General features: G+C 37.9%; 21 protein-coding genes. All 21 read right to left on the minus strand.

What is annotated here, in order from left to right; translation table 11 throughout:
* Positions 1 to 5: 5 nt before the first annotated feature.
* The 21 genes from atpD to groL all read right to left on the minus strand — a co-directional run bounded on the left by atpD (position 6) and on the right by groL (position 21,258).
* Positions 6 to 1,412 carry a F0F1 ATP synthase subunit beta gene (atpD, locus tag IGL90_RS10130; RefSeq protein ID WP_002356558.1) on the minus strand — a complete coding sequence of 469 codons (1,407 nt, stop codon included), beginning with the start codon at positions 1,410 to 1,412 and terminating at the stop codon, positions 6 to 8.
* A gap of 73 nt (positions 1,413 to 1,485) precedes the next feature.
* The gene (locus tag IGL90_RS10135) at positions 1,486 to 2,394 is read right to left on the minus strand and encodes a F0F1 ATP synthase subunit gamma (protein WP_002359606.1); all 909 of its coding nucleotides are present in this window, start codon (positions 2,392 to 2,394) and stop codon (positions 1,486 to 1,488) included.
* A 15-nt stretch (positions 2,395 to 2,409) separates the two neighbouring features.
* Positions 2,410 to 3,966, minus strand: a complete 1,557-nt coding sequence (atpA, locus tag IGL90_RS10140; RefSeq protein ID WP_002356555.1) for a F0F1 ATP synthase subunit alpha — start codon at positions 3,964 to 3,966, stop codon at positions 2,410 to 2,412.
* A gap of 28 nt (positions 3,967 to 3,994) precedes the next feature.
* The gene (atpH, locus tag IGL90_RS10145; RefSeq protein ID WP_002356554.1) at positions 3,995 to 4,537 is read right to left on the minus strand and encodes an ATP synthase F1 subunit delta; all 543 of its coding nucleotides are present in this window, start codon (positions 4,535 to 4,537) and stop codon (positions 3,995 to 3,997) included.
* Positions 4,524 to 5,054 carry a F0F1 ATP synthase subunit B gene (gene atpF / locus IGL90_RS10150; protein WP_002365031.1) on the minus strand — a complete coding sequence of 177 codons (531 nt, stop codon included), beginning with the start codon at positions 5,052 to 5,054 and terminating at the stop codon, positions 4,524 to 4,526. The genes atpH and atpF overlap by 14 nt, the downstream gene beginning before the upstream one ends.
* Positions 5,055 to 5,191: 137 nt before the next feature.
* Positions 5,192 to 5,413: an ATP synthase F0 subunit C gene (atpE, locus tag IGL90_RS10155; protein WP_002356552.1), complete on the minus strand. Its 222-nt coding sequence runs from the start codon at positions 5,411 to 5,413 to the stop codon at positions 5,192 to 5,194.
* A 48-nt stretch (positions 5,414 to 5,461) separates the two neighbouring features.
* Entirely contained in the window at positions 5,462 to 6,181 is a 720-nt protein-coding gene (atpB, locus tag IGL90_RS10160; RefSeq protein ID WP_002356551.1) for a F0F1 ATP synthase subunit A, read from the minus strand.
* 302 nt (positions 6,182 to 6,483) lie between these two features.
* Positions 6,484 to 6,948 (minus strand): SsrA-binding protein SmpB, encoded by a 465-nt coding sequence (gene smpB / locus IGL90_RS10165; RefSeq protein WP_002356550.1) that lies wholly within the window; start codon positions 6,946 to 6,948, stop codon positions 6,484 to 6,486.
* Positions 6,949 to 6,960: 12 nt separating this feature from the next.
* Entirely contained in the window at positions 6,961 to 9,330 is a 2,370-nt protein-coding gene (gene rnr, locus IGL90_RS10170) for a ribonuclease R (protein WP_002356549.1), read from the minus strand.
* Positions 9,330 to 10,103 carry an alpha/beta hydrolase gene (locus tag IGL90_RS10175; RefSeq protein ID WP_002389815.1) on the minus strand — a complete coding sequence of 258 codons (774 nt, stop codon included), beginning with the start codon at positions 10,101 to 10,103 and terminating at the stop codon, positions 9,330 to 9,332. Before IGL90_RS10175 ends, rnr begins: the two co-directional genes overlap by 1 nt.
* Positions 10,104 to 10,248: 145 nt before the next feature.
* Positions 10,249 to 10,485 carry a preprotein translocase subunit SecG gene (gene secG, locus IGL90_RS10180; RefSeq protein WP_002356546.1) on the minus strand — a complete coding sequence of 79 codons (237 nt, stop codon included), beginning with the start codon at positions 10,483 to 10,485 and terminating at the stop codon, positions 10,249 to 10,251.
* 167 nt (positions 10,486 to 10,652) lie between these two features.
* A complete protein-coding gene (locus IGL90_RS10185) occupies positions 10,653 to 10,928 on the minus strand; it encodes a GNAT family N-acetyltransferase (protein WP_002356545.1) in 276 nt (91 codons plus the stop codon).
* Positions 10,918 to 11,202, minus strand: a complete 285-nt coding sequence (locus tag IGL90_RS10190; RefSeq protein WP_002356543.1) for a (4Fe-4S)-binding protein — start codon at positions 11,200 to 11,202, stop codon at positions 10,918 to 10,920. The genes IGL90_RS10185 and IGL90_RS10190 overlap by 11 nt, the downstream gene beginning before the upstream one ends.
* A gap of 91 nt (positions 11,203 to 11,293) precedes the next feature.
* The gene (locus tag IGL90_RS10195; protein WP_161796750.1) at positions 11,294 to 13,123 is read right to left on the minus strand and encodes a heavy metal translocating P-type ATPase; all 1,830 of its coding nucleotides are present in this window, start codon (positions 13,121 to 13,123) and stop codon (positions 11,294 to 11,296) included.
* Between the two features lie 168 nt (positions 13,124 to 13,291).
* A complete protein-coding gene (gene nadE / locus IGL90_RS10200) occupies positions 13,292 to 14,119 on the minus strand; it encodes an ammonia-dependent NAD(+) synthetase (protein ID WP_002356540.1) in 828 nt (275 codons plus the stop codon).
* Between the two features lie 2 nt (positions 14,120 to 14,121).
* On the minus strand, positions 14,122 to 15,606 hold the full coding sequence (locus IGL90_RS10205) for a nicotinate phosphoribosyltransferase (RefSeq protein ID WP_048737929.1): 1,485 nt from the start codon (positions 15,604 to 15,606) through the stop codon (positions 14,122 to 14,124).
* Between the two features lie 77 nt (positions 15,607 to 15,683).
* A complete protein-coding gene (locus IGL90_RS10210; RefSeq protein ID WP_002356537.1) occupies positions 15,684 to 16,094 on the minus strand; it encodes a GtrA family protein in 411 nt (136 codons plus the stop codon).
* 218 nt (positions 16,095 to 16,312) lie between these two features.
* Complete coding sequence (locus IGL90_RS10215; RefSeq protein ID WP_048737927.1) at positions 16,313 to 17,860, minus strand: glucosaminidase domain-containing protein; 1,548 nt, start codon at positions 17,858 to 17,860, stop codon at positions 16,313 to 16,315.
* A gap of 16 nt (positions 17,861 to 17,876) precedes the next feature.
* Entirely contained in the window at positions 17,877 to 18,587 is a 711-nt protein-coding gene (locus IGL90_RS10220; protein WP_048737925.1) for a hypothetical protein, read from the minus strand.
* Positions 18,588 to 18,610: 23 nt separating this feature from the next.
* A complete protein-coding gene (locus IGL90_RS10225) occupies positions 18,611 to 19,330 on the minus strand; it encodes a response regulator transcription factor (protein ID WP_002356534.1) in 720 nt (239 codons plus the stop codon).
* A 302-nt stretch (positions 19,331 to 19,632) separates the two neighbouring features.
* Positions 19,633 to 21,258, minus strand: a complete 1,626-nt coding sequence (groL, locus tag IGL90_RS10230) for a chaperonin GroEL (protein ID WP_002362559.1) — start codon at positions 21,256 to 21,258, stop codon at positions 19,633 to 19,635.
* Between the last annotated feature and the right edge of the window lie 57 nt (positions 21,259 to 21,315).

Below are 21,315 nucleotides of genomic sequence, written 5' to 3' on the forward strand. Positions count from 1 at the left end.
CCTTTCTAGTAGTTTAATTGTTTCGCTTTTTCGATGGCATCTTCAATTTTACCGACACTACGGAAGGCTTCTTCTGGCAGATTGTCATGTTTACCTTCAAGAATTTCTTTAAAGCCACGAACTGTTTCCGCAACTGGTACATAAGAACCAGGTTGACCTGTAAATTGTTCAGCAACGTTAAAGTTTTGAGATAAGAAGAATTGAACACGGCGTGCGCGACCAACAAGTACTTTTTCGTCATCTGATAATTCGTCCATCCCTAAAATAGCGATGATATCTTGTAATTCACGGTAACGTTGTAAAATATGTTGCACTTCGGTAGCCACTTCGTAGTGTTCTTCTCCAACAATTTCAGGAGCCAAGGCACTAGAAGATGAAGCTAACGGATCTACCGCTGGATAAATCCCTTGTTCGGTTAATTTACGTTCCAAGTTAGTTGTTGCATCCAAATGGGCAAACGCTGTTGCTGGCGCTGGATCGGTATAGTCATCGGCTGGAACATAGATTGCTTGAATAGAGGTAATTGATCCTTTTTTCGTTGAAGTAATCCGTTCTTGTAATTGTCCCATTTCAGTCGCTAAGGTTGGTTGGTAACCAACGGCTGACGGCATCCGACCTAAAAGGGCAGAAACTTCTGAACCGGCTTGGGTGAAACGGAAAATGTTATCAATAAATAATAGCACGTCTTGTCCTTCCACATCACGGAAATATTCAGCAATCGTTAACCCAGTTAAGGCCACACGCATCCGTGCACCTGGTGGTTCGTTCATTTGACCAAAAACCATGGCTGTTTTTTCAATAACGCCTGAATCTTTCATTTCATAGTACAGGTCGTTCCCTTCACGTGTCCGTTCACCAACACCAGTAAAGACGGAAATCCCTCCATGTTCTTGGGCAATATTATGAATTAATTCTTGAATTAAGACGGTTTTACCAACACCGGCACCACCGAAAAGTCCGACTTTACCACCTTTTAGATAAGGTGCTAATAAGTCAATAACTTTAATCCCTGTTTCTAAAATTTCATTACTGGTACTTAATTCATCAAATGCTGGCGCTTTTTTATGAATCCCACTACGTTCAGCATCTGCAGGAAATGGCGCTTCTAAGTCAATTGTGTCTCCTAAAACGTTAAACACACGACCCAATGTATCTTTACCAACAGGAACTGAAATTGATTTTCCTGTATCGATAACTTCCATTCCACGTTGTAAACCATCTGTCGATTCCATGGCGATAGAACGAATCACTCCATCACCTAGTTCTAAAGCGACTTCAAGTACTACTTTTTGTTTTGCTTCGCCATTTTTATAAACGACTAAAGCGTTGTTAATATCGGGTAAGGATTGATCTAATGAAAATTCCACGTCAACAACGGGACCGATTACTTGAACAATCTTTCCTGAACTCATAATTTCTTTCCTCCAGTCTTCATAAAGTCACACGCTTTGAACGTTTTTATAAACGTTCAAACGTAAGACTAGATTATTCTAGTGCAGCTGCACCAGCAACAATTTCTGTAATTTCTTGGGTAATCGCCCCTTGACGAGCACGGTTATAAGAAATTGTTAAATCGCTAATAATATTTTGCGCATTGTCAGTGGCTGTTTTCATGGCGGTCATCCCAGCAGCATGTTCTGCTGTTTTCGCATCAATGATCGCCCCATAAATTAAGCTTTCTGCATATTGTGGTAATAATTGATCCAAGATTGCTTCAGGTGAAGGCTCTAAAAGATATTCTTGTTCGTAAGAGGTCGCCTCTGATGGATCTAAATCAGTAATTGGCAACATTTTTTCCACACGAAACTGACTCGTTAGTGAGTTAACGTGGTGATTATAACAAACATACAATTCATCAAACACTTCGTTTTGGTACATAGTCGTTGCCGTTGTCACAATCTTACGGACTTCTTCAAACGTTGGTTGATCCGTTAAGCCTCTTAGCTCATAGGAAACATCGATTCCGCGTGCTTTAAAGAAATCCGCCCCTGTACCACCAATGGCGATTAAGGCATATTCTTTATTAGAATCGTGGTCTTCTTGAATCATACTCATGGTTTGTTTTAAGATTGAGCTATTGTAGCCACCAACTAACCCTTTGTCAGAAGTGATAACGATATAGCCTGTTTTTTTGACAGGTCGTTGTGCTAACATCACATGATAGTTCCCTTCACTAAGAGAAGATTGTTCTGTTTCACGTAATTCACTTAACTGAGCAGCTACTAAATGCGTAACGACACTACGAATTTTTGAAGAATATTCTTGAAAGCTTTTAGAGGCGCCTTCTGACTTGGTCAATTTGGCTGCAGAAACCATTTGCATCGCTTTGGTAATTTGGCTTGTCTTTTTTGTTGATGCAATGCGTTGTTTGATTTCGTTTAATGAAGCACCCAATGTCGCTCACCTCTCTTATGCGTTATCGATTTTTTCTAAAGCTTCTTTGGCTGAATCTCCGCTGTTGTTTGCCGCTGCAAACATTTCAGAAAACTCTGTAATCGCTGCATCTAATGCATCAGTATCTGGTAAGTCTTTCGTTGTACGAATAGTTTCCAATAAGTCTGCATGTTTGCCATCAAAATAATCGAATAAATCTTGTTCAAAGTGTAAAATTTTATCTACGCTCACGCTATCTAAAAAGCCGTGTGTTAACGCATATAAAATTAAGACTTGTTTTTCTACAGGCAGTGGCGCATGTAGTTTTTGTTTTAAAATTTCTACCGTACGACGACCACGGTTTAATTTAGCTTGTGTTGCCGCATCTAAATCAGAGCCAAATTGTGTAAAGGCTTCTAACTCACGGTAACTAGCTAAGTCTAAACGAAGCGTTCCGGCAACTTTTTTCATTGCTTTGATTTGCGCTGATCCTCCGACCCGAGAAACAGATAACCCAGCATCAACGGCTGGACGAGTGCCTGCATAGAACAAGTCGCTTTCTAAGAAAATTTGTCCATCAGTGATTGAAATAACGTTTGTTGGAATATAAGCAGAAATATCGCCTGCTTGTGTTTCAACGAATGGTAAGGCTGTCATTGAACCGCCACCTAATTCATCACTTAATTTAGCTGCACGTTCTAACAAACGTGAGTGTAAATAGAAGACATCCCCTGGATAAGCTTCACGACCTGGTGGACGGCGTAATAGTAGAGAAAGTTCACGATAAGCCACGGCTTGTTTTGATAAGTCATCAAAAATAATTAAGACATGTTTGCCGTTATACATGAATTCTTCACCCATTGCAGTTCCTGCATATGGTGCAATGTAAAGTAATGGTGCTGGTTGTGAAGCCCCTGCAGTCACAACGATTGTATAATCTAAGGCACCAAATTTACGAAGTGTTTCTACTTGGTTACGAACAGTAGATTCTTTTTGACCAATCGCTACATAAATACAAATTACATCTTGTCCTTTTTGGTTAATAATTGTATCAATTGCAATCGATGTTTTCCCTGTTTTACGGTCTCCAATAACTAATTCCCGTTGTCCACGACCAATTGGTACTAGGGCATCAATGGCTTTTAAGCCAGTTTGCATTGGTTCAGCAACAGATTGACGTTGCATAACACCTGGAGCTGTTGCTTCCACAGGACGTGTTTTGTCTGTTTTAATTTCGCCTAAACCATCTAATGGTTGACCTAATGGATTAACAACACGGCCAATCAAAGCTTCCCCAACGGGTACTTCCATGATTTTGCCTGTGCGTTGTACTTTATCTCCTTCACGAATGGTTTCAAAATCGCCAAGGATAATAATCCCTACATCATTTGTTTCTAAGTTTTGTGCCATTCCGTATGAACCGTTTGAAAACTCAACAAGTTCTCCACTCATGGCATTTTCTAAACCGTGGGCGCGGGCAATTCCGTCACCGACGTAAGTGACTGTTCCAACTTCTTCAACAGCAAGCTGTTGTTGATAGTTTTCGATTTGTTCTTTAATCAAGGCACTGATTTCTTCTGCTTTGATAGCCATTCAATTCACCTCTTTGTAGTCCTAAAGATTATTTTAATAACTTCTGCTGCATATGTTCTAATTGTTTGCGGATGCTGCCATCGATTACTTGATGGTTTGCTTCAATAACCACTCCGCCGACAATTGACGGGTCAATTAAATTGACTAAATGCGCTTGTTCATACCCTAATAATTGGGCAGCTTTTTCTTCCATTGCTTGATGTTGTTCTTTTGATAAAGGAATGGCTGTTGTCACTGAACCCAAAATTAGTCCTTGGTGCTCATCATAACGTCGTTCATATTCATCAATCATCAAGAGCAGATCGTACATGCGACGATATTCGTAAACCACTCGCAAAAAGTTTTGCATCATTTCACTAAAACCTGTTACTAGTTTTTCCATGATGCTGTCTTTTTCATAAGGTTCTAAGCGATCATCACTTAAAATATCGCCGATACCAGGTACTTGGTGATAGACTTCGCGAAGCGTCAATAATTCTTGATAAATTGCTTCAGCTTGGTTCTTTTCAACTGCCAACTCAAACAAAGCCTTGCCGTAGCGTTTACCAACTGTATATTTATCTAGTTTCATTTGCTTTACCTAAACTTTCAATATAAGAATCAATCAATGCTTCATGTGCATCTGGTGTTAATTCTTTATTTAAAATTTTGGCTGCAATTTGAAGAGAAAGATCTGCCACTTCATTTTTTACTGAAGACAATGCTTCTTCACGTTCTTGAGAAATATCTGTCCGAGCTTTTTCGCGTAAGCGAGTAACTTCCGCAGTTGTTTCTTTTAATGTTTTTTGGCGAGTCTGTTCTCCACTTTCTTTCGCGTTTTTAATAATTTCAGCTGCTTCTGATCTGGAAGAAAGTAATTGTTGTTGACGTTCTTTTTCCATTTTCGCTGCTGCTACGCGAGATTGTTCTGCAGAGTCTAAATCGTTGGCAATTTTTTCTTCACGTTGTGTCAAAATATCTACGATTGCTCCCCATGCATATTTCTTTAATAAGAGCATCAAGATTAAAAATGCACCACTGACAACAATCATCGTGCCTAGTGTGGTACTAGGAGCCGTTTCACCGACTACCAATGTAGTAAGTAGCATGAAGTCTCAACTTCCTTTCCTGCAAAAATCGATTTAGCTTCTTCAACTGCTTTATCACCAGCTATTGAAAAGGCTAAAGATAGAAGAAAGCAGTGACGGTCCCGATAATAATCAGCGTCCTGCCTCCATTTTATTGCTTATCTGAATAAAAGTAATAAAGAAACAACGACACCTAAAATTGGCACAGCTTCGATTAAAGCGACCCCGATAAACATTGTTGTTCTTAATTGACCAGACATTTCTGGTTGACGAGTCATTGACTCGATTGTTTTTGAAATAACTTGTCCGTTACCGATAGCGGCTCCGATAGCTGAACCGAAAATTGCAATTGCTGCTGCGATAAAATTTAATCCTTCCATTGTGTAAAATCCTCCTAAAAGATAATTTTTGTCCTTCGTATTTCTTGATTATTCTTCTGTTTCAATTTTGTGTGACATATAAACCATTGAAAGTGTCACAAAGATAAACGCTTGGATACATCCAATAAAGATTGAGAATGCTACCCAAATCATTTCTAGCGGAATTGCTAGTGGGATAACCCATAATCCAACGCTTGCTACGGTTCCAGCAATCAAGCCCAATAGAACTTCGCCGGCAAAAATGTTTCCGTACAAACGCAAGCCTAATGTTAATAGATTCGTGAATTCTTCCATTAATTTTACCGGTAGTAAGAAACCAACGGGTCTTAAATAACTATTAACTAGATAGCCTTTAAAACCAAAGCGTTTCATACCAAAGAAGTGTGTTAAGACAATCATCATCATCGCTAACGTTAAGGTTACGATTGGATCGGCGGTTGGACTTTTCCAAACGCTGAGATCGTCGCCCACAACGATTTTTGTAACGAGACCCAAGATGTTTGAAACAAGCACAAACATGAACAGGGTAAACGCCATTAAATGAAAATTGCTCACTTCTTTACGAGGTAAATTGTCTGTAATGATTCCACGAATAAAATCTACTAACCATTCGATGACCGTTTGTTTGCCTTTAGGTCGTAGCTTCATATTTCTCGTACAAGCATAGACAAAGGCGAAAACAATGATACACGTCAACAGCACCATCAAAACAATGGTTCCATCAAACCAAATTGGTCCGATATTGAAGAGTAATTTCTTCTCTTCCAAATCAATTCACCTCTTTTCCAACAATCTTTCAGAAGTTTCATCCTACTCCTGAGTGATAATCCCTGGCAAAGCTATCGTACCACCACTTGTTGATAATTTACAAATAGTTTACTTTTAAAATTTCATGTGTTGAAAATTGGTTGGAAAACCTTTTCCATAAACCAATCTAATGCAGGGTGGTACTGCTTTCCGAAGCGATTAAAAAATGAATCATTTACATTCATTTACTCAACACTTACCAGATTTTACACCTAATCCGAAGAAAGGCAAGCAAATATGCGAAAAAGAATAAATTTACATTTTTAACGTCGGTTATTTTTTAATGTTCGGCTGATTTGTCGGTCAACTTCCTTACGTTTCAAGTCTTCACGCTTGTCGTACTGCTTTTTCCCTTTAGCTAAACCAATCAAAACTTTGGCATAGCCGTCTTTAATATAGACCTTCAAAGGTACTAATGTGATACCTGTATTTTTGGTTTCGCCGATTAACTTATTAATTTGTTTTTTGTGTAATAATAATTTTCTGGTACGTAATGGGTCATGATTAAAAATATTGCCCTGTTCATATGGACTAATATGAACATTATACAAAAAGGCTTCTCCGTTTCGAATTCGTGCAAAACCATCTTTTAAATTGATACGACCATTACGAATAGATTTGATTTCTGTTCCTTGTAAAACAAGACCTGCTTCAACCGTATCGATAATTGAATAATCATGTCTAGCTTTGCGGTTTTGTGCGATTAATTTTCCTTCCCCTTTTGGCATAAGCGACCTCCTCTACTTCTTCTTTTTCCCTTTTTTATTTTTTTGTTTCATTGCTTCTTTATAAAAAGGTTGTTTTTTGCCTTTGCCTTTTTTCTTATTTTTCTTTTTCTTACCATCAAATGATTCATCTTTTTTATTTCTTCGTTGATTATTTGAACGAGTTGAAGAATTGGCTTTACCTTTTTTACGTCCTTTTGGTCCTTCGACTGGTGCGACTTCCTCAGCTGAAATCAATTCAAAATCAACTTCTCTTGTTTCTGGATCAGCTTTTTCAACACGGATTTGAACTTTCTGACCAATTTTCAAAGTCATTCCCGTCCGTTCACCAACTAACGCCATATGATTTTCAATAAAGTGGAAATAATCTTGTTTTAAGTTGTTCACGTGAATTAAGCCTTCTATTGTATTAGGCAGTTCCACAAAGATACCAAATTTTGTGACAGAGCTGATGATCCCGTCATACGTTTCTCCCACTTTATCTACCATAAATTCGGCTTTCTTCATGGCGTCCACTTCACGCTCTGCATCAACTGCGCGACGTTCCATACTTGAACTATGATTGGCAATTTCTGGTAATGCTTCGTTCCATTTTTCTTGATTTTTTTCAGATTGATCTTGGCTATAGCTGCGAATCAAACGATGCACAATTAAATCTGGATAACGACGTATTGGTGAAGTAAAATGCGTATAATATTCAGCAGCCAACCCATAGTGTCCGTAGTTGTCTTCTGAGTATTTCGCTTGTTGCATACTTCTTAGCAACATCGTATTGATAACCACTTCTTCCGGCTTATTTTCAACTTGCTCTAAAACTTTTTGTAAATCTTTCGGTGAAATGTTTTCTTTTGTTCCTTTAACAAGAATGCCAAGTACTGCAGCAAAATCAAAGAAACGTTGCATTTTTTCTTCTTTTGGTTGTTCATGAATCCGATAAATAAATGGCAGTTTTAAGTCATGATAATGACGTGCCACAGTTTCATTCGCTGCCAACATAAAGGATTCAATTAATCGTTCACCCACGCCACGCGTGCGTAAAAGAATATCTTGGGGATGACCATTTTCATCAACTAGGACTTTGGCTTCACGATCTTCAAAAGAAATCGCACCACGGCGCATACGCATCTCTTCTAATATATGGTGCAGCTCGCCCATCTCTTTAAACATGGGAACTAGCTCTTTGTAGCGTTCTAACGTTTCAGGTTTTTGCTCTTCTAAAATTTCATTGACTGCTGTATAGGTCATTCGCTCCGTTGTTTGGATTACACTTTGGAAAATTTCATGCGAAATAACTTCTCCTTCTGGTGTAATTTCCATCTCACAACTCATGGTTAAACGTGGAACATGTGGGTTTAGCGAACAAATCCCATTTGATAATCGCTGCGGAATCATTGGCACAACTCGGTCAGTCAAATAGACACTTGTGCCACGTTCATACGCTTCCATATCCAATTGGCTTCCTTCAGTTACATAATAAGAAACATCTGCAATATGCACCCCTAAAAAGAAATTGCCATTTGCTAACTTTTGTACCGTTACTGCATCATCTAAATCTTTCGCATCTTCTCCATCAATCGTCACAATCAACTGATCACGTAAATCCCGACGACCGACTAAATCGCTTTCTGCAATAGTTTCTGGTACTTGGTCCGCTTCAGCCAAAACTTCATCAGGAAATGCTGTGGGAATTCCATGAGCCACCACGATTGATAAAATATCCATTCCTGGATCATTTTTATGACCAATCACTTGTTTGACTAGTCCTTCCATACTTGTCGGATATTCTTGATCTGGATAATAGGTAATTTCAGCAATGACAATACTACCATCTACTGGCTTAATCCCTTCAGGTGCAATTGATACAGTATACTGATTCAATTTCTTATCTTTGGGAATCATGTAGCCATACAGTCCCATTTCTGCCATTTCTTCTTCACTATATGCCACAAATTCTCCGACAACTTGGCTCACTGCTCGCTCTTTAATTTCTTTGACTTTACCTTCTGCGCCGCGATCTGAAAAAGGATCCGCATGTTGGATCACGTCGATTAAAACCGTGTCCCCATCCATTGCAAAGTTCGTTGCCTCTTTAGGAATGTAAACATCTGGTTCTTCAGGATCGATGGTCACGAAACCAAAGCCTCGTTCATTTGCACGAAACGTTCCTTCTATTAATAAGTCTTTCATTGGTAACAGGACTTTGCCTTTTTTGTTGAAACTAACTGACTTTTCTCGTTCCATTTGTGCAATGGTTTGCACTAAAATTTTAAAATCTGAACTTTTTTCTAAATTCAAGCCTTGTGCAATTTCTTCCATTGAAAAGCTTTTCTTTTTTTGGCTTTCCATGAAATGTAAAATTTGCTCTTTAATTGTTTGTTTTGTCATTATTTCTCCTCATTCCAAGGTAGTGTTGCTAAAAATTGCACCACATCTTGCTCTAATTGTTTGTGTTCTCCACTCACCGTAATGACATGTCCGCTGTTTGGGTACCATTGTAAGGTCACACGTGCTTGTGTTAGCGCTTGGGCCGTTTGATAGACGCCCATTGGCTCAATCATTTCATCTTTGCCAGCTTGCGCTAAGAAAAGAGGTGCGTGGATTTTGTTTAGTTTGTCAGCCGTCTGACTAGCAATCGTTTCAATCGCTCCTAATTGTTGTTTGACTCGTTGCTCAATCGATTGCAACCGGCTTTGTTGTTCCTCTGCAGGAACTTCTGCGATTTTCATCACGTTTTCTGCGTATAATACAAAATTTTCTGGGACTTTATTTGCGACAGGGTAGATCGGTGAACAGAAAAATCCACCACCAATTAATCCTGTTAATTGTTCCGTTAATGCATGCATACTGAAAATCCCGCCCATTGATAAACCAAAAATGGCAATTTCTTGGTAACCTCTTTCTCTCAAAAAAGCGACTGCTTCTTGTGTATCTTGCCACCATTGTTCCGTTGTTTGATCTAAAATATCTTCAGGAACTAGCGTGCCATGTCCTGAAAAATTAGGCGAATAGACAGTATAATTTTCTTTTTCTAAACGTCTGCTTAACATCCGTACATCATTACTGCTGCCAGAATAAGCGTGTAATAAAAGGACCGCCCGTTTTCCTTTTTCTGAAAATAACGGCTTCGGTAAATTGATTTTTTTTGCCACTTCGCTCACCTCAGCTTCATTCTATCATATTCTCAAAAGAAAACCTTCCGAAATGATAAGTTTCAAAGACTTTTTCAGAAAGAAAAAGAACAGAAAAATAAGTGTCCGCACTCATCTCTCTGTTCTAAACTTGTCATTTTAAAAGATTACGTACTTATTTTGAAGATAAGAACGCCAAAACAAATAATAAAATCATCCAAATTGCGCCAAGAACTGCTGTTGAGCGTTGCATAACAGCTTCAAAACCGCGCGCTTTTTGCTTCCCAAATAATTTATCTGCACCGCCAGTGAAGGCACTTGCTGCACTGTTTTGTTTGCTTGGTTGCATCATAACAGTAATGACGATTAAAACAGATAAAATGATGACCAACGTTAAGATTAGATTATACATGCGTTAATTCTCCTTTTTATACAAATATGCGAAATTCATCTACTTTAATGTAGCATATTTTATCTGTAAACACCAGTGAAATTTAATGTCTTTCCTTATTTGTCTCTAATAGCAACAGCCGCAAGTAGGAATCAGATTCCTACTTGCGGCTGTTGCTAGTTTCTTCTTTATTTTCTCAATACGTCTCCGTATTCAGGTTTAGTATCAAATTCTTTTTTGGCAAATGGACATAGCGGAATAATTTTTTTATGCTCTTTTCTCGCTTTTTCAACACCTGCTAAAACAAGTTTTTCAGCTAATTTTTGTCCACGATAAGTTGGATCAACAAACGTATGATCAATAATCATCATGCTTTCGCCAGCATCTGACCAAGTCATTTCACCAATTTCTTGGTTTTCATCGTTATATAGAGCAAAACGATTGTTTTCTTCTTTAATTTGCATATTCGTTCCCTGCTTTCCGAATATATTTTAGAGCACCACTTGGACATGAATCTACCACAATCATGTCATTTTCAACACTTCCGTTATCTGGAATAATCCATGGTTTCCGACCAACTTCAAAGACTTCTGGATTTCCGCGAACACAATTACCAATATGTTCACAAATATCTTTATTATAAAAGATATCAATTCCTTCCCCAGTATATTTACGGTAACCTTCTTTTAATAGTTGTTCTTCCGTGACTGGTTGCCCATCTATTTGGTTTCCTTTCATTGCACAATCTCTCCCCTGTAACTTATTAATATTAAAAACGTACCTTTATTTTACCACTAAGCTGGACATTCAGGCAATTAATTGTTCCACCTTACTTGCCAATTCGACGAGCACGCAAAGCAGATAAGATTGACACAGTGTCCACGACTTCTTGTAGCATAGCCCCGATTAGCGCCGGAATGATCCCCGTACTAGCAATTAACATTAGTAAAACGCAGATAAAAATTCCGATTAATACAGATTGTTTGGCAATTTTCATAGTATCTTGGGCAATTTCGACCGCTTGGCTGACTTTACTTAAGTCATCTTTTAAAATAACAACATCAGCAGTTTCACTAGCCGCAGTAGCTCCATGAGCGCCCATAGCAATACCTACGTCTGCAGCAGCAAGCGAAGGTGCATCATTTACACCATCTCCTACCATGATGACTGGATGATTTTCTTTAGGCAATTCTTTTAGAATAGTTAATTTATCTTGTGGTAAACATTCCCCATGTACTTCGGTAATTCCTACTTCTGCAGCAATCGTTTCTGCGACGGATTCTTGATCCCCCGTCAGCATTAAAATTCGTTGAAGATGTAATTGGTGTAATTTTTCCATAGTCTCTTTTGCTTCTGAGCGTACAGTGTCTGTAAAAGTAATTCGGCCTAAATATGTGCCATTACGTGAAATATGAATAGTCGTTTTATCAATTTTTTCAGTTGTTTGAGACTCTTGTGTCACAAAATTCTTTTTACCTACCCGTATCTCAGCACCATCCACAAATGCCTTCACGCCAGCACCAGAAACTTCCGCTAGATCTGTAATATTTTTTAATGGGACATCTTGCTTTCTGGCATAAGCAACAATTGATCTAGCTAAAATGTGACTTGATTCTTGTTCCACGCTTGCTGCCAATCCCACTAATTCAGCAGCAGTTATTTCAGCATTGATTGGTTGGACTTGATCAACAGAAAGTTGTCCTTGCGTAATCGTGCCTGTTTTATCAAACGCAATCGTTTTTGCAGAAGCTAATTTTTCGACCATCGTTCCCGATTTAATAACGACCCCATGACGACTTGAACGACCCATCCCTGCCACTAAAGCAATTGGGGCAGATAGAATTAAAGGACACGGCGAAGCAACCACTAAGACTTCCGCAAAACGTGTCGGACTTTTTGAAACAAACCAAGCAACACCTGCAATTAAGTAGGCAATTAGTGTAAAAGGTACCGCATAGCGGTCTGCTAAACGTACAAAATGAGCTGGACGCGCCGCAGATTCTTTCACTAAGTTCACAATCGTTTGATATTGACTGTCGGCTACAGTTTTTTCAGCAACCATTTTCAAAGAGCCATCACCATTCACGGAACCCGACATTAATTCATCCCCAGGATTTTTTTCAATTGGTTTTGATTCTCCTGTTAATGAAGATTCATCGACTGTTGATGTCCCGGTTTTTACCAAGCCATCAACTGGAACTAGTTCCCCTGGTTTTACTACTAATTCATCGCCAACATTGATTTCCTCAACAGAAACATCTTCTAAATTTTCGCCATTCAAGCGATGAGCTTTTTGTGGCGAGTTATCCAATAATGACTTCAGCTCTTGGTTAGCTTTTCCAGCGGCATAGTCTTCTAATGAATCACCACCAGTCAACATAATTAAAATCATCAAACTGGCCCAGTATTCTCCCACAGCTAAGGTTGCAACGATAGCGGTAATCGCTAAAATATCGACACCATATTTTCCTTCACGTAAGGTTTGAATCATTTCCCAGAACATCATTAACGCCATTACAGAACCTGTTATTAAAATAATACCATACGCCCAATTCGGCTGATGTAAAATAAATTCAAATAATAATGCCAAAACTCCTGTTATAATTGTAATCCCCAATTTTGTTACATGCTTCATCTCTTTTTCTCTCCCATCATTCACTTTACATTATTGAGCGTACCTTTTCTGTTTTGAAAAAGAAAGTGAAAACGCCTAAATGAAAACGACTTTCATTATCATAGGATAGTTGCTGTAGCAACGTTTACTTTCTGAAAAGTAGTTATGTAAAAAAAACACAGACCATCGTTCATTCGCCGATGGTCTGTGTTTTTATTTCCAAAAATCATCAAAAATTGTAATGGGTAAATGCCGTTTGTGTTGTCCTTTTTTATACCAGTTTTCAATTGTTTGTTGATCTGTTTCCGAGACTTTTTTGCCTTCCAAATAATCATCAATGGCATCATACGTGACACCTAAGGCAACTTCATCTGCAACTAACGGTTTGTCATCTTCTAGATCAGCTGTTGGTATTTTTAAATACAAGGCTTCTGGTGCCCCAAGTTCTTTCAGCAAAGCTTTTCCTTGGCGCTTATTTAAACGAAATAACGGTAAAATATCCGCTCCGCCATCGCCATATTTGGTGAAGAAAGCTGTCACATTTTCGGCTGCGTGGTCTGTGCCAATTACTGCGCCAGCATTTTCGCCAGCTACTGCATATTGTGTAATCATACGTTGACGTGCTTTCATGTTCCCTTTATTAAAATCGCTAATTTGAACGCCAGCGTTTTCTAGCGAACCAACCATTGCATCCACTGCTGGTTTAATATCCACTCGTAAAGAAACATCTGGCTGGATAAAGGCTAGCGCGGCTTGTGCATCAGCTTCATCTGCTTGCTCACCGTATGGAAGGCGAATCGCAATAAATTGATACGACATATCTCCTGTTTCTTCGCGCATTTCAGTCATCGCTAATTGTGCTAAGCGACCAGCTAATGTTGAATCTTGTCCGCCACTAATTCCCAAGACAAAGGTTTTTAAAAAAGGATGTTTAGTTAAATAAGCTTTCAGAAAATCAATACTTTTACGAACTTCTTCTTTTGGATCAATTGTCGGTAAAACACCTAACTCTTGAATGATTTTTTCTTGAAGTGTTGTCATTTCTAGGCCTCCTTATTCACCGTTTGCGTTAAATGTTTAACGTCTTTACGCACTTTTTCCAATAAATTCATTTTGTGGTTCCAACAATCTGTTGAAAGGTCCACTGGATATTTCTGCGGATTCAAGTCCCGCTTGTATTCTTCCCAAAGTGAATCTAAATTTTCTTTTGCATATTGTTTAATTTCATCTAAAGTTGGTAATTCGTACACACGTTTTCCTTCAACGAAAATATCTTGGAGTACTGGCCGTGCTTCAAAATCACGGACATACTTATTAATAAAGGTATGAACGGGATGGAACATATAAATTTCTTCTTCTTGGCGAGGATCTTCGTTCCAAAGTGTCACATAGTCCCCTTCTGACTTTTTATCAGATTTACGTGTAATACGCCAAACTTGTTTTTTTCCTGGTGTTGTCACTTTTTCAGCATTGCTAGATAGTTTAATGGTATCTTTCATTTGACCATCTTCACCTTCAATTGAAACTAATTTAAACACCGCTCCTAAAGCCGGTTGATCATAGGCCGTAATCAGCTTGGTACCCACGCCCCATACATCAATTTTTGATTTTTGCATTTTTAGATTCAAAATCGTATTTTCATCTAAATCGTTCGATGCATAAATTTTTGCTTCAGTAAAGCCTGCTTCGTCCAGTTGTTCACGAACTCGTTTAGAAATATAAGCCATATCGCCACTATCAATCCGCACGCCTAGGAAATTAATTTTATCCCCCATTTCTCGAGCTACTCGAATTGCGCTTGGCACTCCCGCTTTCAAAGTATCATACGTATCAACAAGAAAAACGCAATCCCGATGTGTTTTGGCATACGCCATGAATGCTTCATAATCATTTCCATACGACTGAACCAATGAATGGGCATGAGTCCCACTAACCGGAATACCAAAAATTTTACCAGCACGAACATTACTTGTCGCGTCCGCCCCACCAATATAGGCGGCTCTTGTGCCCCAAATGGCAGCATCTAATTCTTGTGCCCGGCGTGTTCCAAATTCCAATAAAGGATCATCGCCTATCACGGATTTAATTCGAGCCGCTTTTGTCGCAATTAATGTTTGGAAATTCACCATATTTAGCAAGGCAGTTTCTACCAATTGACATTGTGCCAAAGGACCTTCAATTTGAATTAACGGTTCGTTATTAAAAACCAAATCCCCTTCTAAAGCAGAGCGTACAGTACATTTAAATTCAAAATTTGCTAAATACGTCAAGAAATCTTCTGGATATTCTTCAACTTCTCGGAGATATGCAATATCAGATTCTGTAAACGTTAAATTTTCGAGATAATTGACTAAACGTTCTAAACCTGCAAAAATTGCGTAGCCATGATTAAAGGGCATCTCTCTAAAGTAACATTCAAAAACAGCATGTAAATCTGCTCTCCCTAATTCCCAGTATGTTTGCATCATATTGATTTGATACATATCTGTATGCAATGTCAAACTATCATCTGCATATGTATAGTCCATCGTTTTCTACCTCTATTCTTTGTATTAAAAACTTGTTTATATTATAACAAAAAAATTTTTTTTAGCCTAAAATCTGCTTAGACCTCTTTTTCTTTAAAAATGAAAAATTTACTGAAGAAATAATTTAAAATCACTACTACAACTTGTGTAATCATTTTCGCCCAAAATGATGAAAAATGAATGCCATCAATTAGGAGAATCATTAAACCCATATCAGCCACAAAAGATAAAATTCGGTACCAATAAAATAAGCCCATTTCTTTAAAAAAACCAGCTATGCTTTCATGCTTACTTGCGAATACCCAATATTTATTCGTGAAAAAGGCAAATAGAACAGATAAAAACCAACTAATTGTGTTACTTATCTTGTAATCCAGCCCTAACACATTTTGACAAACAAAAAATACAACTAAGTTGACGACAGTCGTTGCACCACCAAAAAATAAATAAGCCAGTACTTCTCGGTATTTACGAAATAATTCTTTCAATTTTCACGCATCCTTTCAACTAATCATTTTATCAAACTTCGGCAAGAAAACCTATCTATTTTGTATAAAGACACAATTCTCTTGCTAATTTTACTATTTATTAAGTATTTATGAAAAACATAATAAGAGTAGAGGGTAAGTTCATCCATGAATGAACTTACCCTCTACTCTTACTCTAATAATATATTGACTCCATCGACCGATAAGTTAAATCAGCATTAGTCCTTTAGCTTAGGAAGTGCTATCGTTTGTCCTTCGGTTAATACAGAATACGTTAAGTCATTTGCCTGCTTGAGCGCGGTTAATGAATAGCCCGTTTTTTTTGCAATTTTTGCGAGTGTCTCTCCTCTTTTTACTTCATAATACTCAGTAGACTCTGTTTTTGAGTCATTCGCTTTACCATTTGATTGCTCTGCTGTCTTCAAAGCATTAGTCACCGATTTACTGATTATTAGTGATTGAAGTAACGCTTGTTCTTTCGGTTCTAGAGAAGTCGCCGCTGTTTGCTGAGGAATCGTAATCTTTTGGCCAATATAAAACATTTCTTGAGTCTTTGAATTTTGTTTTAAAATGGCTGTTGCTGACACACCAAACGTCTGGCTAATGGTGGCGAGAGAATCTCCTTTGCTTACTTCATAGACGACTGCTTCTTTTTTTAGCTGTGCCTTGACTGCTTCCTTATCAAACGAAGGTTTCTTTTCTTCTGCTAAATTAGTCACTACTGGTTTCTTCTTTTCTTGATCGTATTCAGTTAATTGATAGGTTTCAATCAACGCATTTAATTTTTTATCGTAATATGTATCCGTTGCATAACGACCTGTTAAAAATTTTGTTGCCTGCTGATAATTCGTCGTGTTTGCTTTCAAAACGCCGTGATAAAACGTCGGATTCCCCGCCAGCCCATTGATGATTAATTTACTATAGTCTGTTAATGACTCTTTATAGGAAGGATACTGACGAAAATCGGCATGAATGGTGGTCATCTTCCCTTTACCATCATCTTCTTGTGTGGAAAAGCTGACACTTTGACCTTGATAAGCGCCTTTAATGCCAAACAAATTATAATTTGGCGGCGCCGCTAACGCACTATTGCCCGAGCCACTTTCTAAAATAGCTTGAGCTATCATGACAGAAGCGTATAGATCATGTCGCTGACCAATAACTCGTGCTTCTTCACCGATTTTTCTAATAAACTCAGAAGTAGAAGCATTCTCTTGGACAACAAAATTTGCCTCGGCTTGTTGTTGAATTCCTGCTTGCTTTTCCTTTTCTTGACTATTGTCTACCTCTGAATGTACCAACGGCTCTTTGGTCTTTTCAGTTAATGTAGAATTTTGTGGTTCCTGATTATGAGGCGGCTTTTCAGTGAGCGCTTTACGCTCTTCAGATACTGGTTGCTCATTTTGTAACGATTCGGTTAGTTTAGTACTAGCAATTGGCTTTTCTTGTGGCGGTAAACTATTTTCAGATTCTGAAGGTTCCACATTATTTTCCTGATGGTCACTGCTGTCATTTTGTGTTGAACTTTCTTGTTGTTCAGACGAACTTATTACTGTTTCGTTCAGCGTTGAAGAAGTAAGAGTTCCTTGGTCTTGATTGACTTGGTCCGCTCTTTTTTCTTCCAGTACTAGCTGTCGGCTTTCGTGACTCGTTTCGGTCTCCTCTTGAGCGATTAATGGTTCTGAATTGTAGTAACTGGCGCCCGCATAAGCCCCTAAGACTCCAAGACATACCAACTTCAAATATCTTGCCTTTCTTTTTTTCATCGCATTTCTCCTTCATTTACCTCTTTATTTCTGCTAATAATTGCTCTATCTGTTGGTACATTCCTGTTGATTCATTCTTGATGGTCAGCATTTGTTCACAATAAGCTTGGTACTCTCTTGCCACTTGCTTCATGCGTGTTAAAGTTGCTAAACGTTGTTCCATCTCTTCATGAACTGTTGCAACTTGTTGGTTAGCTTGGGCAATTGTTTCTTTTGCTTGACGTTTGGCTTCTAATAAGACTTCACCAATTTCTTTTTGAGAAAGCGTAACGGCTGTGTCTAAGTTCTCTTCGCTAGTCTGTCTCTGTTGTATCTTTGCTTCAGACAATTGTTTCTGTAAAGAAGTGATAGTTGCTTCTTTATCACTTAACGTTTCTTTAACATCTTTAAGTTGAACATCTTTTTCGACTAGTTGTTTTTGTAATGCTTCCACTTCATTGGTTTGCATTAATAATTGCTCCGTTAGTTTTTTTATGGATTGCTGATATAGTTGATTTTCTTCTTCTAGTTTTTCAACAAAAGAAAATGACTCTTCTGACAGTTCAGTCGGCACTTGTTGCTGGACCTGTTTTACTTTTGCGGCTTGCTCTTTTGCATAAACAACCTCGTCATCAAAGATTGCTTCTTCTGTTACCGTTGGTTGTGCTTTCATCGATTGTTCATTTTCAAAATCCGGCATCTTCTCATACTCCTCATCTTCATTGTTTTTAGTCAAAAATTGCCACATCTGTTTCTCCTCCTTCGTACCTTTTACACCGTTAACATATAGCCTTTTGAGCGAATTGTTTTGATATATTGTGGTTTGTTCACATCTTGTTCAATTTTTTTACGCAAATGGAAAATCACATTAGCGACACGATATTTTCGTTCATTCGCAGTATCTTTCCAGACATTTTTGTAGAGTTCTTCATATGTAATTGTTTGTCCTGCGTGTTTGTATAAATACTCTATTGTGAAAAATTCCAATTTTGTTAAAAGAATTTCTTCTCCACTTCCCAAGCAAACACTCAAATTTGGCGCAATTAAATACAATCTCTCAGAAAGATTCTTAGTAACTGTTTGTTCCTCGTTTGCAATAGCTAATTTAGGATAAAAACGTCTTTTTACACGTTGCAATAAATTACTCATGCTTAACATGCATTCTTGACGATCATAAGAATGATCAAAAACGCCATCTGCACCTAATTGTAAATAAATAATTCGATTGACTTTACTAATTACTTCTGTCCGAGAAAATAACCAAATCGGTAAATCTGACTGCTTGCGAATCGTCATTAATAACTCACAACAAGTATTTACTTGCTGGTGGTCAGTAACTTCAATCACTAACCCATCAATATGGTGCAAATGAAGAAGTATATTTGTTCCTTGGATGATCTGACATTCTACTTGATTACTAACAAACCAATTTTGGCAGTATTCTTTTGTTTCAATTGTCAAAGGAACGACACCAATTGTATATTTTTCCATTTTTCCACCTCAATCTTCCTAATATTCCCCTTCAAAATATAATAATTTTTATTTATATTCTATTAATAAATAAAAATTACCAACTACTAGTTTTCAAAAAATGATTGTTATTACTAAATTTTATCGAATAAAAACAAGGCTGTCTAGCTAAAACGAAGCCTTTAAATTATCATCTTTTTTGTTAATTGAGTAAATATTTGAGAAAACACCATAAGCAAAGATATTATTTAGATTATTTATTCTTTATGTAAAAAAAAGCTTACGATTTTTCAATCGTAAGCTTTTAGAATACTTTTTTATTTTTACATCATACCGCCCATGCCCATTGATGGATCCATCATAGGAGCTGGTGCAGCTGGTTCTGGTTTGTCTGCAACAACTGCTTCAGTTGTTAATAATAAAGCTGACACAGAAGCTGCATTTTGTAAGGCAGAACGAGTTACTTTTGTTGGGTCAACAATACCGGCTTCAACCATGTTTACCCATTCACCGTTAGCTGCATTGAATCCGATACCTAAGTCAACATTTTTTAGTTTGTCAACAATCACTGATCCTTCATAACCAGCATTTTCAGCGATTTGACGGATTGGTTCTTCTAATGCACGAACGACAATCTTGATCCCTGTTGCCACATCGCCTTCAGCTTCTAGCGCAGCGACTTTACCAATTACATTGACCAGTGCGGTACCACCACCAGAAACCATGCCTTCTTCTACAGCGGCACGTGTTGCGTTTAATGCATCTTCAATTCGTAATTTTAATTCTTTTAATTCTGTTTCAGTTGCAGCACCGACTTTAACGACAGCAACCCCACCAGCTAATTTAGCTAAACGTTCTTGTAATTTTTCACGATCAAAATCAGACGTTGTTTCGCCGATTTGGTTTTTAATTAAATGAACGCGGGCATCAATGGCTTCTTTTGAACCAGCACCTTCGACAATTGTTGTGTTATCTTTGTCGACAACTACTTTGCTAGCATTTCCTAAGTTTTCAATAGTTGTGTCTTTTAACTCTAACCCTAAGTCGTCAGTGATTACTGTACCACCTGTTAAAATAGCAATATCTTCAAGCATCGCTTTGCGGCGGTCACCAAATCCTGGCGCTTTTACTGCGACAACATTAAATGTACCACGGATTTTGTTCAATACTAATGTTGGTAGAGCTTCCCCATCAACATCATCCGCAATAATCAATAGTGGACGGCTTTGTTGTAGAATTTGTTCTAATAAAGGTAAGATATCTTGAATATTTGAGATTTTTTTGTCGGTAATTAAGATATATGGATTTTCTAAAACAGCTTCCATTTTATCGTTGTCAGTAACCATGTATTGAGATAAATAACCGCGGTCGAATTGCATTCCTTCAACCACATCTAATTCTGTTTCAATCCCTTTTGATTCTTCAATGGTAATTACGCCGTCGTTACCAACTTTTTCCATTGCATCGGCAATTAATTGGCCGACTTTTTCAGAACCTGATGAAACAGCAGCGACTTGTGCAATCGCTTCTTTTGAATCAACTACAGATGAAATATTGTGTAATTCTTCTACTGCTGTTTTTGTTGCTAATTCAATCCCACGACGAATACCTAATGGGTTGGCTCCAGCAGTTACGTTTTTTAAGCCTTCACGAACAATGGCTTGTGTCAAAACAGTCGCTGTTGTTGTTCCGTCACCAGCAATATCATTCGTTTTAGAAGCAACTTCTGAAACTAATTTTGCGCCCATGTTTTCAAAATGATCTTCCAATTCAATTTCCTTAGCAATTGTTACTCCATCGTTAGTAATCAATGGTGAACCAAATGATTTTTCTAAAACAACGTTACGACCTTTAGGGCCTAATGTCACTTTCACTGTATCTGCTAATACATCTACTCCGCGTAGCATTGCTGCACGTGCATCTTCTGCAAATTTAATCTCTTTTGCCATGATTTCTTCACCTCATAATTTTTTTCTTCTATTATATTATTCTGTAAAAGTTGTTTA

The organism is Enterococcus sp. DIV1307a (assembly GCF_050537425.1).
GTDB lineage: Bacteria > Bacillota > Bacilli > Lactobacillales > Enterococcaceae > Enterococcus > Enterococcus faecalis.